17 protein-coding genes are annotated in these 16,642 nt (G+C 37.7%); 8 read left to right on the top strand and 9 right to left on the bottom strand.

The window, feature by feature from the left end; translation table 11 throughout:
* The first annotated feature begins 48 nt into the window (after positions 1-48).
* The 8 genes from LEP1GSC199_RS06380 (at position 49) to LEP1GSC199_RS06345 (ending at position 8,924) form a co-directional block, all read left to right on the top strand.
* On the top strand, positions 49-1,398 hold the full coding sequence (locus tag LEP1GSC199_RS06380; RefSeq protein WP_039926239.1) for a TolC family protein: 1,350 nt from the start codon (positions 49-51) through the stop codon (positions 1,396-1,398).
* Positions 1,388-2,332 (top strand): efflux RND transporter periplasmic adaptor subunit, encoded by a 945-nt coding sequence (locus LEP1GSC199_RS06375; RefSeq protein ID WP_002979145.1) that lies wholly within the window; start codon positions 1,388-1,390, stop codon positions 2,330-2,332. The genes LEP1GSC199_RS06380 and LEP1GSC199_RS06375 overlap by 11 nt, the downstream gene beginning before the upstream one ends.
* 3 nt (positions 2,333-2,335) lie before the next feature.
* Positions 2,336-4,288 (top strand): MacB family efflux pump subunit, encoded by a 1,953-nt coding sequence (locus LEP1GSC199_RS06370; RefSeq protein ID WP_002979111.1) that lies wholly within the window; start codon positions 2,336-2,338, stop codon positions 4,286-4,288.
* Positions 4,285-4,911, top strand: coding sequence for a TetR/AcrR family transcriptional regulator (locus LEP1GSC199_RS06365; RefSeq protein WP_002979174.1), 627 nt, complete (start codon positions 4,285-4,287; stop codon positions 4,909-4,911). The genes LEP1GSC199_RS06370 and LEP1GSC199_RS06365 overlap by 4 nt, the downstream gene beginning before the upstream one ends.
* 77 nt (positions 4,912-4,988) lie before the next feature.
* Complete coding sequence (locus LEP1GSC199_RS06360) at positions 4,989-6,962, top strand: right-handed parallel beta-helix repeat-containing protein (RefSeq protein ID WP_002979127.1); 1,974 nt, start codon at positions 4,989-4,991, stop codon at positions 6,960-6,962.
* 15 nt (positions 6,963-6,977) lie between these two features.
* Positions 6,978-7,289, top strand: a complete 312-nt coding sequence (locus LEP1GSC199_RS06355; protein WP_002979183.1) for a PLDc N-terminal domain-containing protein — start codon at positions 6,978-6,980, stop codon at positions 7,287-7,289.
* A gap of 19 nt (positions 7,290-7,308) precedes the next feature.
* Complete coding sequence (locus tag LEP1GSC199_RS06350) at positions 7,309-8,376, top strand: multicopper oxidase domain-containing protein (RefSeq protein WP_002979147.1); 1,068 nt, start codon at positions 7,309-7,311, stop codon at positions 8,374-8,376.
* On the top strand, positions 8,358-8,924 hold the full coding sequence (locus LEP1GSC199_RS06345) for an SCO family protein (protein ID WP_039926221.1): 567 nt from the start codon (positions 8,358-8,360) through the stop codon (positions 8,922-8,924). Before LEP1GSC199_RS06350 ends, LEP1GSC199_RS06345 begins: the two co-directional genes overlap by 19 nt.
* Here LEP1GSC199_RS06345 and LEP1GSC199_RS06340 read toward each other — a convergent pair.
* Genes LEP1GSC199_RS06340 through LEP1GSC199_RS06300 form a run of 9 tightly spaced genes read right to left on the bottom strand, consistent with a single transcriptional unit; the run spans position 8,902 to position 16,606 of the window.
* Complete coding sequence (locus LEP1GSC199_RS06340; RefSeq protein ID WP_002979169.1) at positions 8,902-10,818, bottom strand: sensor histidine kinase; 1,917 nt, start codon at positions 10,816-10,818, stop codon at positions 8,902-8,904. The genes LEP1GSC199_RS06345 and LEP1GSC199_RS06340 overlap by 23 nt on opposite strands.
* 10 nt (positions 10,819-10,828) lie before the next feature.
* Positions 10,829-11,482 carry an energy transducer TonB gene (locus LEP1GSC199_RS06335; protein ID WP_002979263.1) on the bottom strand — a complete coding sequence of 218 codons (654 nt, stop codon included), beginning with the start codon at positions 11,480-11,482 and terminating at the stop codon, positions 10,829-10,831.
* A complete protein-coding gene (locus LEP1GSC199_RS06330) occupies positions 11,479-11,880 on the bottom strand; it encodes an ExbD/TolR family protein (RefSeq protein WP_002979115.1) in 402 nt (133 codons plus the stop codon). Before LEP1GSC199_RS06330 ends, LEP1GSC199_RS06335 begins: the two co-directional genes overlap by 4 nt.
* Positions 11,881-11,882: 2 nt before the next feature.
* Entirely contained in the window at positions 11,883-12,497 is a 615-nt protein-coding gene (locus LEP1GSC199_RS06325; protein WP_002979201.1) for a MotA/TolQ/ExbB proton channel family protein, read from the bottom strand.
* Position 12,498: 1 nt separating this feature from the next.
* Positions 12,499-13,002: a hypothetical protein gene (locus LEP1GSC199_RS06320; RefSeq protein ID WP_002979153.1), complete on the bottom strand. Its 504-nt coding sequence runs from the start codon at positions 13,000-13,002 to the stop codon at positions 12,499-12,501.
* Complete coding sequence (locus LEP1GSC199_RS06315) at positions 13,002-15,518, bottom strand: TonB-dependent receptor plug domain-containing protein (RefSeq protein WP_002979199.1); 2,517 nt, start codon at positions 15,516-15,518, stop codon at positions 13,002-13,004. The genes LEP1GSC199_RS06320 and LEP1GSC199_RS06315 overlap by 1 nt, the downstream gene beginning before the upstream one ends.
* Complete coding sequence (locus tag LEP1GSC199_RS06310) at positions 15,490-15,831, bottom strand: hypothetical protein (RefSeq protein ID WP_002979133.1); 342 nt, start codon at positions 15,829-15,831, stop codon at positions 15,490-15,492. The genes LEP1GSC199_RS06315 and LEP1GSC199_RS06310 overlap by 29 nt, the downstream gene beginning before the upstream one ends.
* Positions 15,828-16,175: a hypothetical protein gene (locus tag LEP1GSC199_RS06305; RefSeq protein WP_002979191.1), complete on the bottom strand. Its 348-nt coding sequence runs from the start codon at positions 16,173-16,175 to the stop codon at positions 15,828-15,830. Before LEP1GSC199_RS06305 ends, LEP1GSC199_RS06310 begins: the two co-directional genes overlap by 4 nt.
* 59 nt (positions 16,176-16,234) lie before the next feature.
* Complete coding sequence (locus LEP1GSC199_RS06300; protein WP_002979216.1) at positions 16,235-16,606, bottom strand: LIC20211 family lipoprotein; 372 nt, start codon at positions 16,604-16,606, stop codon at positions 16,235-16,237.
* Positions 16,607-16,642: the final 36 nt, after the last annotated feature.

The following is a 16,642-nucleotide window of genomic DNA, read 5'->3' as shown; positions in this document are numbered from 1 at the left end:
AAAATTTCAAATCTGCGGAACTTTTCCCATCAAACTTGGGTTTATTACATGGTGAAGTTGAGTCGATTTATATTTGTTATTTTGGGAGTACCTGGATTGGTCACTTTGTCTGCAAAACCGGTCCAGGTGAAAGAACTCTGGCAAACAGCCCTACAATCCAATCCAGAATTTTTATCTGCCAAGGCTGATTATGACAAAGCTTTTTTTGAAAACGAAAAAAGTTATGCTGCCTACTTACCAACAGTCAATGTATTGGCTTCCGCAAGACAATCTTCTGCAAACTTTAGTGGATCGGGTACTGTCAATGATCCTTTGATCAATGGGGCAAACACGGGTTCAAATACAACACAAACATCAAGTTCGGGGGAGTCCAGACCAACAGCAGTCAATCGGTATTCGGTGGGACTGAGTACAAACCAAAACCTGTTTGCTGGATTCCGAGATAAAAGTGGAATCGATAAAACAGAAGCATTACTTCAGGCAGCCAAACAAACATTACACGATTCAAGGCTAAAAATTTGTTTTGAATTGAAGTCGGGTTATGCACAAATGTTGTATGCAAAAGAACTTCATCAACTTTCTGAAAAAATTAGAGATAGACGCACAAAAAATCGAGATTTGGTAAAACTTCGTTATGAAGTGGGTCGGGAACACAAGGGAAGTTTTTTACTCAGCGAATCCTTTGTGAAACAATCCGAATTTGAAGTATCCTCAGCTTTCCGTTTATTTGAAAGTAATTTGAATGAAGTAGAGAGAGTGATTGCCAATCGATTGGATATTAATATCAATTCTGAATTTATTTATGAACCAATTTTTGAGAAAAAGTACTCAGAAAAAGATAAGGAATCATTATTAGAATCACATCCGTCCGTTATGGCTGAACAATCGAAAGTGCGAGCAGCTCAGGCCAATATTGGTGTTGCGGAAGCTGGTTTTTATCCTGATCTCAATTTAAGCGCCACAGTGACGAGGCAAGATGATGTTTGGTTACCCAAACCAAGAAACTATAGTTTTGGATTAAATTTAACCTATCCCTTGTTTAATGGTGGGAGGGATTATTATAATGTAAAAATTGCCAAAACGGAATATGAAAAATCCATTCATATAAGAGATTCGAAAAGGAATACACTTTCGTTTTCTTTGGAACAGTCCCACCTGAATTTTAAAAATACTTCGGAACAATTATTAGTGTTAACAGAATTTTATAAAGCATCCGAGATTCGTGCGATGATTGCTAGATCCCAATATTCCAATGGACTGATTAGTTTTGAAAATTGGGATATTATCGAAAACGATTTAATCAATCGTGAAAAAAACCTTTTGTTAGGGAAGAGGGATCTCAGTTTGGCTGAGGCTACTTACTTACGAAATTTAGGAAAATGTTTTGATGAAGATTAAATTTATATTCATTTCCATCGTTGTAATCATTATCACTGCGATAATTTATCTATTTGCTTTTGGCAAAGAAAAATCCAATACAAAATTAGAATCTTCGAAAGTGTTTCGAGGCGATTTGATTGTTACGGTTCGAGCCACAGGAACCGCCATTCCGAAAAACAGGTTAGAAATCAAACCACCCATTGCGGGACGAGTGGAATCTATTCTAGTCAATGAAGGAAACCATGTCGGCCGTGGCAAAATTATTGCTTGGATGAGCTCTACAGAAAGGGCAGCCCTTCTCGATGCGGCCAGAGCGAAAGGAGAAGAGGAGTTAAAAAAATGGGAAGATTTTTATAAACCAACTCCGGTGATATCACCTTTACGTGGTTTGGTGATTGCTTCTAATATTAGTCCAGGTCAAACCGTCACCCAACAAGATATACTTTATGTTCTTTCTGATAATTTAATGGTACAGGCAAAAGTGGACGAAACGGACCTATCAAAAATTAAAATTGATCAGACCGCCAATGTCACAGTAGATTCTTATTCCAATTCTTCTATCCAAGCTAAGGTAATCCATATTGGTTACGAAGCTGTGACGGAAAATAATGTCACAATGTACAATGTGGATTTGGAATTAAAAACCATTCCAGAATTTTTGAGAAGTGGGATGTCGATTACTATCGACTTTATCGTTTCAGAAGAGAGAGATGTATTACTGCTTCCAAATGAATTTGTAAAAGTTGGGTCCGGCAAAACGAAAGTCACCAAAAAGGTTGAGGGGGAACTTGTGGAAACAATGGTAACCATTGGAAATTCCGATGAACAAAATACCGCGATTCTTTCAGGCCTTACGGAGAACGAAATCGTATATCGAAAGAAAAAAATTCGAGAGAAAAAAAAGTCGAATTCTGGCGGCCCATTCTCTTCACCTAAATTGCCAAAGAGATAACATTTGTTAGCTATTGAAATCCATAATTTAAATAAATCCTATTCCATTGGAAATTCAAAATTCCCCGTTCTTTCCGGGATCAATTTAAAAATCTCCGAAGGTGAGTTTGTTGCCATTATGGGACCTTCTGGTTCTGGTAAATCTACATTATTGCAAGTGATGGGACTTTTGGATCATGTAGATTCGGGCACCTATACTTTGTTTGGTCGTAAAGTAGATGGCGAATCTTCAAATACATTGTCCGATATGCGAGGAAACCTGATTGGATTTGTATTCCAACAATTCCATTTATTATCCAAATCCAATGCAATACAAAATGTTAGTTTACCATCCTTATATACAGATGTGGATGATACCAATGAAAGAGCTGTTGAACAGTTACAGAAAGTTGGATTGGAAAATAGAATCCACCACACTCCTAATGAATTATCCGGAGGACAACAACAACGAGTGGCCATCGCTCGTGCGTTGCTTGTCGATCCACCGATCATCTTTGCGGATGAACCCACAGGGAACCTAGATTCCAAAAGTAAAATTGAAATCATGTTGGAATTACAACGCCTCCATAGAGAAGGAAAGACCATAGTCATGGTGACCCATGAGCCGGAGATGGCAGGATACTGTGATCGGATCATCCATGTGAGTGATGGAAAAATTGTATCGGATGAAGGAAAAAAGAAAAATTTTGGAAAGGTTCAAAATCTTTTTCCAAACACAAATCTAAAACGAAAATCAGGATGGCCTCTAGTCCAAGGTATCTTTTTACAATCTCTATTTTCCTTATCTTCTAATCGTTTGCGCACTTTTTTATCTGCACTTGGAATTCTTTTTGGTGTTGTTTGTGTCATCTCTGTGATGGCTCTCGGAGAAGGTGCTAAAAAATCAGTAGAAGAACAATTCTCTTCGTTAGGTGCCAACTTGGTCATTGTTCGTACAGGAGGAATGAGAAGTGGGGGAGTGTCCTTAGAGGCAGGAACCGTCAATCGGTTAGATGTTTTTGATGTCGTCGCTGTAGCCAAAAAATTTCCGGAAGTAAAACAAATCTCTGCTGTTGTGAATGGACGAGGCCAACTAGTTTATGGAAATCGAAATTGGAATAGTTATATCACGGGTGCGAGTCCCAACTATGAAACTCTTCGGAACTTAGAACCAATAGAAGGTAGGTTTTTTACAGAAGAAGAAAACCAAAAGAGAGCACTCGTATGTCTCGTGGGAAACACCGTTGTGAAAGAACTTTATGAAGGAAAAAATCCCGTTGGAACCTATTTAAAAGTAAATCGTATATTGTTTCGAGTCATTGGTCTTCTGCCCGAAAAAGGGAGCGGTGGATTTCGTGATCAGGACGATGTAGTTTTAATTCCACTAAACACTGCTATGCGGAGATTGTTAAATAAAGATGCAGTGGATAGTTTGGAAATGGAATTAGAAAAAATCGAATCTTCCGAAGAATTTACAACATCTTTGAAACGATATTTGCATGAAAGACATGGAACTAATGAATCGATGGGAAATCTCTATCAAGTAATGAATATGGCTGATATCCAATCCGCTGTCTCTGAAACTAACCAAACTATGACAACTCTTCTGATCGCTCTGGCAACAGTATCCCTTATGGTGGGTGGGATTGGAATTATGAATATTATGTTGGTCTCAGTAAAAGAAAGAACCAAAGAAATTGGACTTAGAAAAGCACTTGGAGCTCGTGAGTCAGACATTCGGATACAATTTTTAATTGAATCTACTTTGACAAGTTTGACTGGCGGGATTGTGGGACTTGTTTTTGGAATCCTATCCGTTTTATTTTTACAAGAATACTTTGGTTGGAGTATTGTTTTGTCCTTTCCTTCTATCGGATTTGCATTTCTATTTTCCATATCGATCGGAATTCTTTTTGGCTGGTGGCCTTCTGAGTATGCGGCCAAACTGAGTCCTATCGTGGCATTACGATCGGAATGAATATAAAACTAAATCCAAGAAAAATCCCCCAGCAAAAACGTTCTATAGAAAGGTATCAAAAAATTGTAAATACCGCAATTGAATTGTTAGGTGAGGTTGGATATGATGATTTAACGACAGATTTGATTGCCGAAAGGAGTGGAATCTCTGTTGGTTCTATTTATCAATTTTTTCCGAATAAGGAATCTATTATCTATTCCCATGCGGAATCGTGTTATTTTATCCTTCACGATCATTTTTTTAAACTTTTAGATGAAGAATTAAAAAAGAAAAAAAAGTTCTCTCCGGATTTCATTGAATTTACACTGCAATCGTTTGAGCGTGCACTAAATGAAGTTAAGGGATATCGTTTGATCAATTCGATACTCTATACGAACCAAGCATTGTTGCAATTGGATATTGAGAGTAATGAAAGATTTGCAAAGTCATTAGCAAAAAAAGTAATCTTACATTTGTTTCCTAAAGTAGATAAAAAACGCGCTTACTATAGTTCCTTAATGATTGTGGAAACGGTGGATGCTGTGTTCAAAATTGCCCAAAGAAAGGGAAAAGCGACCGAAAAAAAGGCAGTGATCGCGGAACTTAGGAATCTTTTGTTCGTATATTTTTCCTCCTTCCTTTGATTTAACATTGACAAAGTTTTAACACAGATGTAAAATTCTCAAAATGTGAGGGAGTCCTCATATTCTGGGAAAGACCGATGAAACAGACCAAAAAGATTTTATTAGGAATCTCAATTGCCGTATTCATAACACTTGGTATGAATCATTGCAGTTCAGAAGATCCTGCCAATTCGGCGTTTGTCCATGTTACGATGATGGACAATGCCTTTCACCCGCCAGTCATTCGAACTTTTAAAGGCGGAAAAATTCGATTTGTGAACGAAGGAAACAACCCTCACAATGCTATCTCTATTACCAAAGATTGGTCTACAGAGAAAACATTTGGTAATTTGGCTATGTTTCGTGGTGCACATACGGATGTGTTCTTTCCAGAAGAAGGTGTTTTTCCTTATTTCTGTTCCTTTCATGCCTCACCCGATGGTAAAATCGGAATGACCGGTGTTGCTGTAATTGGAGATACAACTTACAATCCGCAGACGAACATAACAAAATCAAAGATATCAAAAAAATGGTCAGGGGTCACTCGCAAGGTTCCTTCGCAGTACAAAACCATTCAGAATGCAGTGGATGCCGCCTTACCTGGTGACTTAGTCCTTGTTGCAAAAGGTGTCTATAAAGAAGAAGTGACTGTCACTACTCCTTCGATTGTGATTCGTGGAGAAGACCGCAATGAAACCATTATCGATGGTGAATTCCTTCGAGGGAACGGAATCATGGTTGTGGGAGCTGATGGTGTTGCGGTAGAAAACCTAACAACAAGAAACGCCACACTCAATGGTGTGTATTGGACGGGAGTAAAAGGATACCGCGGGTCGTATTTAACTGCTTATAATAACGGAGACTACGGAGTTTATGCATTTGATTCAGTTGATGGACTTATGGAACATTCTTATGCTTCTGGATCTCCTGACTCTGGTTTTTATATTGGGCAGTGTAATCCATGTAATGCGATTATCAATGATGTGATTTCTGAGAATAATGCCCTTGGATATTCTGGAACCAACTCAAGCGGAAACTTATATCTTTTATCTTCTATTTGGAGAAAAAACCAATTGGGTATCGGTCCAAATACTTTGGATAGGGAATTACTTCCTCCTCAGAAACAAATTGTTGTGAAGAAAAATATTGTTTATGATAATAATAATACCAATGCTCCTTCTAAAAAGTTAGAATATCCATCGATTGGAAACGGTATCGCTTTACTTGGGGCCTTAGAAAACGTTGTGGAAGACAATTTAGTTTTTAATCATAACAACTACGGAATTTTAGTTACTATGAATATCGACGAGAACATTTGGATCTCCAATAACAACGTCATAAAAAACAATAAGGTATACCATTCTGGTAGGGGAGATATTGCTCTCAGCGGACCTGTGAATGTGGGAAACTGCTTTGAAGGAAACTCTTATGGAGTGTCGAGCCCACCACTACTCGAAACCCTACAATCTTGTACAGGCATTCGTTATCCTCACACGGGAGATATGTCCTCTAGCATTGGATTGTTAGCTTTATTTGTTCAGGCAAATCTTAAGGAGTTTGTACTCGGTTCTTATCAAAACCAACCAATCCCACCTTCTCAGATGAATATGCCTAAAGAAAGTTTGGCAAATGTTTTACCTGCACATGATGTTTTTGAAACAAACAAAGGTTTGATAACAACTGCGGAACTACCGAAACTTAGCCAGACTGAGTTTGATTCTGCAACGAACAAAATGTACACATCGGGATGGAGAGTTCATTTCCCTGGCACTTTAAAAACATGGTATTTCCATCTTATGGGATATTTGTTGCCATTTGCTATTTTTGCAGCTTGGACTGGTCTTGCCATTTTGGATCGATTCTCTGCCAAAGGTTCCAAGTTAGATTATTACTTTTGGATAATTTTGCTGGTTCCGTTTATTGGATCTTTGATTTATTTATATTCCAAAGAATCAAAAATTTCGAAAGCCGTTCGAAACACAGTAGTTTTCGGTGGCATTTTTCTTTTCCTTACCATTCTGGCTTATGCCGGTTATGCGATGACGGCGGTAACAGAACCGTCTGTAACTTAATATTGGAGTTTATTTATGGAAACAACTTTTGCAAACCCAGGTTTTTGGACATACTTTATCGGATCTTACGCGTATTACCTTCCTTTTGTTCTAACAATGGTTTGGGCACCGCTGGCACTCTTTGGTTTATCCAAACAAAAAGGAATGGATACAACAAAACAAATCATTTGGTCTCTTGTGATTTTGGTGATTCCGGTCATTGGGCCTGCGGTTTATTTGTTAGTCGCTGATACCGAATACGAAAAAAAATTCAAACAAATCGCTGTCGGTGGCGGTCTTGGAGTTTTAGTTCTTGTTTGGGTTCTCAGTTTAATTTCTCACGTCTAAGATATAAGAGAGTTTTATTATGGATCGGAAGAGTTTTTTAACAACAATCGGATTTGGTGTTATGGGATTTGTGGGATCGCTTTTTGGGTCTATCAAATTCAATTCGCGAAACTCTGAGGAAATTTGTGGCCCTTCTGATCCTACAACTTCGGTAGCGGCTAACTTTGGAGTGGTGACCACTCCTACTGTTAGTGATAATTACCAAAACTCGATTGGAGCTGGTGGGAGTTTACGGGGGACAAACACTTATGGGAGTATGGCCCACCCACCTTTTTTTATTAAAGAGGAGTATACCGAAAGGTTTTACTACCCACCTAACTATAAAAATACGAATCAAAAGGTAAAAGATTTTAATTTAAATCTTTTTCCCTTGAGTATGAACATAGCGCATAATGTAAACTATCCAGCATGGACCTTTGATGGACTGGTTCCCGGCCCTGTTCTTCGTGCCAATTTGGGTGATACTCTTCGTATTCATGTCAAAAATTCTAGCCCGGATCCTCATTCTTTGCACTTTCACGGTACCCATGATCCTCTAGAGGATGGATGGGAGCCAATTCCGGCCTTCGGCGAGAGGACTTATCAGATTGAAGCAGGTCCTATTGGACTTCATCCTTACCATTGCCATGTTCCTCCACTTATGGTACATACCGCCAAAGGGTTGTATGGTGCATTACTTGTGGATCCACCCACCAAAAGGAAACCTGCCCATGAATTTGTTCTGACATTTTCTGGATGGGATACCAAAGGCAAAGGTAAAAACGATTATTATACTTGGAATGGAATAGCAGGGATATATGATCGTTATCCTATGAAAGTTCCCGTAGGGGAAAGGGTTCGATTCTACATTCAAAATATGATGGAAAGAGAACCCATCATTACCTTCCATTTACATGCTCAGACTTTTGATATCATACGAAGTTTAGGAAGTATTGTTCCCGATGGACATTCTGATGTTGTGACTATTGGGCAAACAGAACGAGTTGTGATTGAATTTGTACTGAAGAAAAAAGGTCGGTATATGTTTCATCCTCACCAAACTCATATGGCTGAAAATGGGGGAATGGGTTGGATCGTAGCCGTATAACATTAGTTTGTATTTTTTTGATGTTCGGTTTTTTGTCTTTTTGTAAATCGAAAGAAGATAAAATCAAAGAAGAGTGGAAACATCTATCTTTTGTGAATCCAGATGGAAGTTTATTAGAACCTAATTTTTGGTCTGAAAAAAAATCTGTTTTGTACTTTGGGTTCTCTCATTGTCCTGATATGTGCCCGTTAGCATTAACCAATTTTGGTCGGGCTTCGCTGATACTCGGTGAAAAATCGAATCGATTTCGATTTATTTTTGTAACGCTGGACCCAGAGAGGGATTCTCCTGCGACTTTGAAAAACTATGTTCAGAATTTTCCTGGAAAGAATTTAACAGCACTTTCTCCCAATGCAGAGTCTCTAATCAAACTCACTGACCTATTTGGAATTGTCAGAGAAAAAGTGGGCGAGGGAAATAATTATAGGATAAATCATTCCAATTTTATTTATGTATTGGATGAAAATCTGAATACACTTACAAGTTTTCCTGGTGGAGTTTCTGGTAATGCTCTAGCGACAAAACTTAGAGAACTTGCGGAACTCTAGATGTGAGGATGATTTCGATTTCAGTCCTTGCACCTTCTGGATAATTTCTAGTGACTTCGAAATTAAACTCTGAATAAAGGTTCTTCAATCGTTCTTTTATATTTCCTAAAGATCTTTCTAATAGTTTTCCTTTATCCGCAAGTAGTTCTTCTGGAATGCCAATCCCATTGTCGTAGACAACAAAACTAAAAACAGAATCACGAATCATTTTTGCATGAATGAACAACTGGAACTGTTCCTCCGCCGATCCACGAAATCCATGTTTAAAAGAATTTTCTATGATGGGTTGCAGGAGGAGTGGCGGAAGGATCACCGAAGAAAAGTCTCCAGATTTTTTGAAATCAATTTGGATTGTATCGTAAAATCTTAGTTTTTGTAAATGCAGGTAATCCTCTAAAAAATTCCATTCTTCTTCAAAGGGAATCCAATCTCTATCGGTTCTGTCTGAAATGAATCTATAATTATTGGCAAGACTGAGGATTGCGTCCCCAATTAACTCTGGTTTAATTTTATGAAGTGCATGAATCGTATTTAGAGAATTAAATAAATAATGTGGACTCATCTTTGTTTGTAGAGTTTTGAGTTGGCTTTCTTTTAGTGATTTTTCTGCTTTTAATAGATCTTCTTTGTACAATTGTGCTTTCTGTCTGTTGGCAAATATCGTACGTTCTAAAGCAAAACCTTGAGAAATAACACCAAATAAAACACCCCAAAGAACTACTTTATTTGTAGAGTTATCATTAGATTTGATTGCTAGGAAAATTTCTAAAATTACAAGGAAAAGTGTAACACTAAAACCTATAAAATGTCCAAAAGCCTCGGGATTTCCTTTTTTCCAAGCTTCAAAGGTAATGTATATTGGTCCAAGTATGTTGATGAGATTGAATAGAATAAAAAAACTTCTGCTACTAATAAGCAATGTATGGGAAACGTCAAAGAAAGGTAAGGAAAAAACTAAAATGGTAGTCAACGTACAAATTAATACATCTGTATAAATTAGTATATCGAGAACTCTATATCTTCCACTTCCGAAAAGGCGCCGCACTCCTGATAACATAGGAATAAAAACAAAATTGGAAGATATAGTAGTGAGTATAAATAATGTTTCTGAATTTGTAAAAAGGTATCGAATGAGTATATTGGAGGTTAGGCCGAGTAGTCCGAAACACAAAGAAAAAGCAGAAAAATCCAGAAGGATATTGTATTGTTTTTTAAATTCAATGAAATAGACTAGTGCGCATATAATTCCAATCATTAGGAAGAAGGAATGAAAGAAGATAGGCGTTAGATTTTTTAAAGCGACTTCGCGGTACAAGGCAGTTTGTTTCCCGACTAAATTTTCTACGATCGAGATTATAAAGAGAATTCCTTTTTTGTGATATAATCTCAAGTAGTAGTATTCTGAATCATCATTGGGAATTTTAATCCATGCAAATTTTGATTGGAATATATTGGGTAACTTCTCCTGTTCAAAAAAATCCCCAAACTTAAATATAGAATCACCATACCCATTAAATATTTCTAAATTCAGTCCACCGTGTTCTAATAAAAAAAATAAGTCCTCGTTTTCTTTGTGATTCGGAAATGCTTTGGATCGTAACCAGATAAATTCTGAATCGGTAATCCGTTGGAGTTCGGTATCATTGATCCAACCCGAAGTTGACTCCCAATATACTTTGTGCATTTTCTGAAAATCAATTTTGCCACTATCATCTGTCGGTATGTCGCCAACAAAGTATTCTGTATTCTCTGTTAGATAGTATTCGGATAAAGAACTGTCAGTTGGTTTTAGTATGGAATAGGCATACGAAGTTAATGAGACTGTGATGACTAGAGAGAGGAGGCAGATGGATAGAGTTGGTTTTTCTAAAAATCTGCTCCAATAGGTTTCCATTGAATTTATGTTAATCTTCGAGTGAAAACAAAATAGGTAATCGATGTGCCATTTTTTTCGGGTGTCCCTGCACATAACCTGGACTAAAGCGGACTCGTTTGATGAGTTTCATTGCAGCTTCTTCAAACCCGTATCCAGCTCTGCCAGAAACAATTTTTGCTGATTGTAAACTCCCATCTTCATTCACTTGTACAAGCAGTACAACTTGTTTTTCCACAATATTGGCAGCCTTTGCTTGCGGAGGAAAGTATTCTTTCAAATCAAAGTCAATGATGGCAGTTGGCATTTTGTCTCCGTTAAAAGAGAAAAGATATCCATCTTTGTCCGTTCCATTACCTGAAAGTTGGTTCGGATTGATGTCTGAGTTGTCAGGTTCATCGGCTTTGTCTTTGTTACTTCCTTCCACCCATTCTTGTTTTTCTATTGGTGCCGGAGAAGAAGTACCACCAATGAGTTCGGGAGGAATTTCTTCAAAACTGACATCCACATCTTCGAAGTTTGATTCTTCGATCACTTCATCACCGCGTAATTGGCTAATCTTATAACCAGCGTAAGTTGCGGTATGGACAAACAAACTTCCAATTAAACAAATGTGGAACAAACGTTCTTTGTTCTGTTTGATCGATTTTTTGAATGATTCCAATAATTCCGCAAAACGATTCATTTTTTTACACTGAGGGCAATTTTAGTGACACCCGCTTTTCGGATGATCCCCATCAGCTCCGTAATTTTTCCATAAGGAAGACTTTCGTCTGCAGATAACGTTAAACGCATATTAGGTCTAATTTTTGCTTCTCTTTCGAGATTTCGCACTAAACCAGAAACGTCTGTATCTTTCCCTTCCAAAAGAATGGCACCTGTTTTGGTGATTGCTACTTGCACTGATTCCGCAACGTTCGGATCAGCAGCCTGAACTTTTGGTAAATTGATATTCAAACTTTCTTTTTTGAGAAAGTTTGCTGTTACCATAAAAATTACTAGAAGAACTAAAATCACATCCACCATGGGAGTGATATTGATACTTCCAATTTCTTCGTCTTGAGAACCTGATGCTCCAGCCATAATTATACCTTTGTCTTATTCATTTGATAAGAGAGTAGTTCTTTTTTGAGGATTTCCATATTCTGTAAAATGACTTTAGATTTTCTAGAAAAATAATTGTTTGCCATAACCACAGGAATGGCAACTGCAAGACCTGCTGCCGTCGCAAGAAGAGCTGTTGAGATGGACCGCATGACTACTTCGGCACCCGAACTTCCCAATGTCCCTAAACCATAAAATGCTTTGATGACTCCGAGAACTGTTCCTAGTAGCCCAATAAACGGGGCATTATTACCCAATGTATTTAAGATAGGTAAACGTTTTTCTAGTTCCAATTTTTCTGATAGAATTTGGCCATCTAAACTTTCATCTAATCCTTTTCTTCCTAATTTTAATTGTTTAAGAGCAAATTGCACAAATCTAGTATAAATGGATTCTTCACCTGCATCTGTTTTCCAATGGATTTCAGGTTCTTCTTGTAAGGAAGTTCTAATTTCGCTTAAGTAATCTTCGTTTTTTTTACCTAATGTTTTTCTATAATAAATTAACCTTTCCGCAAAAACTGCCAATGCGATCACACTTGCAAATGCCATCGCAATAAAGATTAATTCTTCGCCTATTTCTACATACTCTTGCATACTATTCTCCCTTTTGAATGTTATTAAATAATAAATATAATGGAATCTGATCTGTACTTATTTGATTGTTAGTCGATGCAAAACAAGATCGCAAACATGAAATTGCAGTACTAGAAGTTAGACTAGATTCTATCAGTGCAGAGATTGTCGATTGAGAACAAATTCCAGAATTGGTTTTTGATTTCCAGTCAGTTACTTGACAATTGAATGCACATGTTTGTGCAATACCCGACATATCTTTATAAGCAGAATTTGAAATCAATCCTTGGCAAGTCAGTGTTTTTACATTTGATGTAGTTTCTGTAAAAGTTACCCCGACCGATTGAGCATAAGCTTTGAAACATAAATCTTTATTTGTAATCATTGACTCACATGTCTCTTGTGGAGCATTCTGCGTGAGAAGATATTGTAGTAAAATTGTCTCTTTATAGGAATCTTCAAATTTTTTAGATTCAGCACAAGAGAAGGTCACTGTAACACAAAGAAGAAAGATCCAATACTTCATTAGAAATGTACCTCCATACCAATATTGAAGAATGGAATTACTGTTCCACCTGGCAGTTCTAAGGTTCCAAAAGTATCGTTTTGTTTTGGGTTTGTTGCTGAAAATGGTCTTGAATTATCAAAGTCATATCCGTTTTTATTTTTTCTCATATAAACGTTTACGATTTCTAAATACCAGTTCATATATCCCCAAGAATAATTTTCAAAAATATCGAAACGAATGTCAAATCTGTGAAAATCGGTTCCGCGTTTCACGTAACCATATTCGGATGTGTAAGGATTATTCGAATACTGTGGGTTCCAGTAGGTGAGGCCATTGAGTGGATTTGAAAATTTACCGCCGTCATCACCAACAACTGGGCGTGATGGTACTGATGTTAAATAACTCCAACGACCACCGATTTGAAAACCTTCACTCATTCTCCAACCATAAATAAAGTTTGCGACATGGGTTCTGTCCCATGGTGCTAGTTGTTCTTTTGAATTTGGAAAATATGCTGCTAGGATTTTTCTTTCTATTCCACCAATTTGAGAATTATCTCCCTCGTATATTTGGTATAAATTTGTGTTTTGAAAAGACTGTGACCAGGTATAGGAAATCCAACCAAACCAATCCCTCGTTCCAGGACGTGCATTTTTACGAATTAGAAGTTCATATCCATGCGACCATCCAGTAGCACGATTTGAATAGTTTAACGGTCGATTGGCGACGATAGGTTGTGTTAACCATTGACCTTTGTCTGGATTTAAGCCAACAGGAGATGATACATAAGGATCATCAATGATGGTATCAGTGAACTGATTTTTAAACATTTCCACTTTTACTTGCCAAACTTGATCAATTTTTTGATCGATACCAGCACTGACTTTTCTTGCTCTTTCGAATCGTAAATCAGGGTTTCCTGTTTCTGAATTGAAGTTCGTAGTAAGTGGAAATCTAGAAACATCTCCGCCACTTCCATAAACAGTCATTCCCTTCCCAACTTCAGGGAATGTGTAGGATGCAGTAGCCCTTGGTGTTAAGGCACCATTACCTGTGACTTGAATATAATCATAACGAGCACCCGGTTCAAAAAGAAAGTTTCCGAACTTAAAGTGAAGTGTCGTATATGCATTGTAGTAAGGAGAATTTCCTTGGATACTAATAGGTCTGCCAACAAAATCTGGACTTGCCGAGTTGTATGGGTTAGGTGATGGATTGGTTGGATCACGTAATGCCACTTCAGTTCCATAATCTCTAAAAGAAAATTTTCTAACTTCAGTTCCAAAATCAACTTTTAAAAACCTTGCAGCTGTCCAATACGCATCTTGACGTACACCAACGTAACTGCCCCTTTGGTATTGTTTTCCTTGGATGGATCCAAAACCAACATTGTATTCACCAATTGGGTCAAAGTTAATTAATGTTATACGATTTTGAAACTTATCACCTGGAATCCAAGTATAGCGAAGGGCTGTAGTACGAAAACTTTGACCAAAACTTGCTTTTGCTCCACTTAGAAGGGCCAGTGCCGAAGATGTTGGGTCATTGGCTGGTTTGTTCGGCACATCAATGGCAAAGTTGTCTTGCGCAGTTAGGTTATAAAAAGAGATTTGGTGTTCCGGTGTAAAGTTATGAACGTATTTGATTTGAGAGTCGTTATAACGCGGAAGACGAATCCCTTCCGGTAGAAGTCCAGTCGCACCTAATGTTTTATCCAAATATCCAAGTTTGCCAGCAATTGCAAGATATCCTTTACCACCTGAAGTGGGTGTCGCCGCATACGCAGTTGTATTCCATAAAGAAACTTGAAAAGCACCTTTCGTTTTTTGAACAGAGTCAACAGTTTCAATTTCAATGATACCACCTGTCGCATTATTAAAGTTTGCTGGATAAGCACCTGAATATAAGTCGATAGATTTGATTAAATCGTTATGGATCACAGATGTTAGGCCATCTAAATGGAAGGGATACAAAATTGGAAGGTCATCATAAAGATATGTATTGGCATTGGGGTTGGCACCACGAACGATGATACCATTAGCACCACCACCAAAACCTATATTGGGAATGACACCAGGAAGGGTTTCTAAAGCACGAAGAGCTTCCCCAAAAGTTCCTGGCATCCGTTTGATTTCTTCATAACGAACCTTGGTACGAGAGGACACAGTTTTTTCTCGTTCTCCTTCAACTACGATTCCTGTTTTTGGAGCACTTGTTTTCTTTTCGGTGTAGATGGTTCTCGATTCATCTTCGGATCCCACAGAGATTTTTATTTCTTGTATCCCAGTGTCACGTAACAAACGCAAGGTGTAGTCACCTGCAGATGGAAAATCTAATGTAACATTTCCTTCTGCATCAGTTTGAGCAAATTTTTTCGTTTCAAAAATTAGAACCGATAAGTTCTTTTCTGCAATTTCCTTTTTCGGATTGATCAATTTAGCTCGGATACTCACTGCAAAGAGTGGGGATCCAAAACAAAAAAGAAAAATCCCAAATAAGATACGGTTATTTAATTTGAGTTTTGCTGATTTCATTGAAGTTTAAATACCAAGGGATATCTCCCGTTTCTTGTTCGAGATAAATGAGCGTACAGGGTAAAGGATATCCAAGAAAAGGACATTCTGTACGTGTAATCGCAATCGTACACAAATCCAAATTTCTTTGGATTGGTTTATTCAGGACTAACAAAGGTGGATTGGGAATGGGATTCCCACATTTTTCGGAAGCAAATTTCGCAGCAGCATACACTTGGCTTTGTGCATCGTTCGTATCTATTCGATCAATACCTGGTCCACAATTGATAGTAAGTGCGATGAAGAATAAACTGATACCTGTTAAGCGTTTCATTTCGTACCTTTGGTTCCAGGTGTTTCCGTCTCTTCTGGTTGGCCAACTACATCCGCAGTTACGTTTACCACGGTTACTAGTCCAAGCGGAAAATAAGCTTTATCTTCTCTCTGGATTTTTATATTGATTAAAGTTTTTCCAGTGGGATATTTCTCTAAAATTTGACTCATCGCCAATTCTACATTAGGTGCTTTTGTGACGGGAAACATTCCGAGTAAATAGAAAGCAGAGTCTTGTCCTTTACCTTTGCCGAGAATTTTATATTCTGTGGAACGGACAACTGTCGCCGAATCAAATAAATGAATTTCTTTAGGGACATGGGATCCGATACAGCCCACCGCCATGATTAAGGCCGACATGAAACTTATAAAGAATTTGAGAATAGAGGTTTTCATTCTTGATACTATTTTTTGCTTTTAATCGTTGATTGTGATGGAAAACGAACTAAGTCACCTTTGATAGTGAATCGATAACGTGTTAATGGACCAAAAATAGATTTGTCGTTCCAGTAACGAATGTTAACGAGTGCGTCTCCAGCATCCTCTTCCATAACTCTTTCGTATAAATCAGTAATAGGTGGCTCTGTGAATGGCAGACCAAAGATGATAAAGTCTAGCGCATACCATGTAAAGGTTTTCTCTACAGTTTTCACTGTTTCGTAAGGTGTGTTTGGGATCGGTTTGTTGCTTGTAGCGATTCCAACGGAAGAAGAGGCACAATTGACTAAACCTAAAAACAAAAGAAAGATACTGATAGTGGCAAAAAAATGTTTCATAAAAAGACTCCGTCTGTGTCCAAATCCCATTTTTAT

Source organism: Leptospira vanthielii serovar Holland str. Waz Holland = ATCC 700522 (assembly GCF_000332455.1).
Lineage (GTDB): Bacteria > Spirochaetota > Leptospiria > Leptospirales > Leptospiraceae > Leptospira_A > Leptospira_A vanthielii.
The sequence above is the reverse complement of the archived record's forward strand: the minus strand, read 5'-3'. Positions and strand labels throughout refer to the sequence as shown.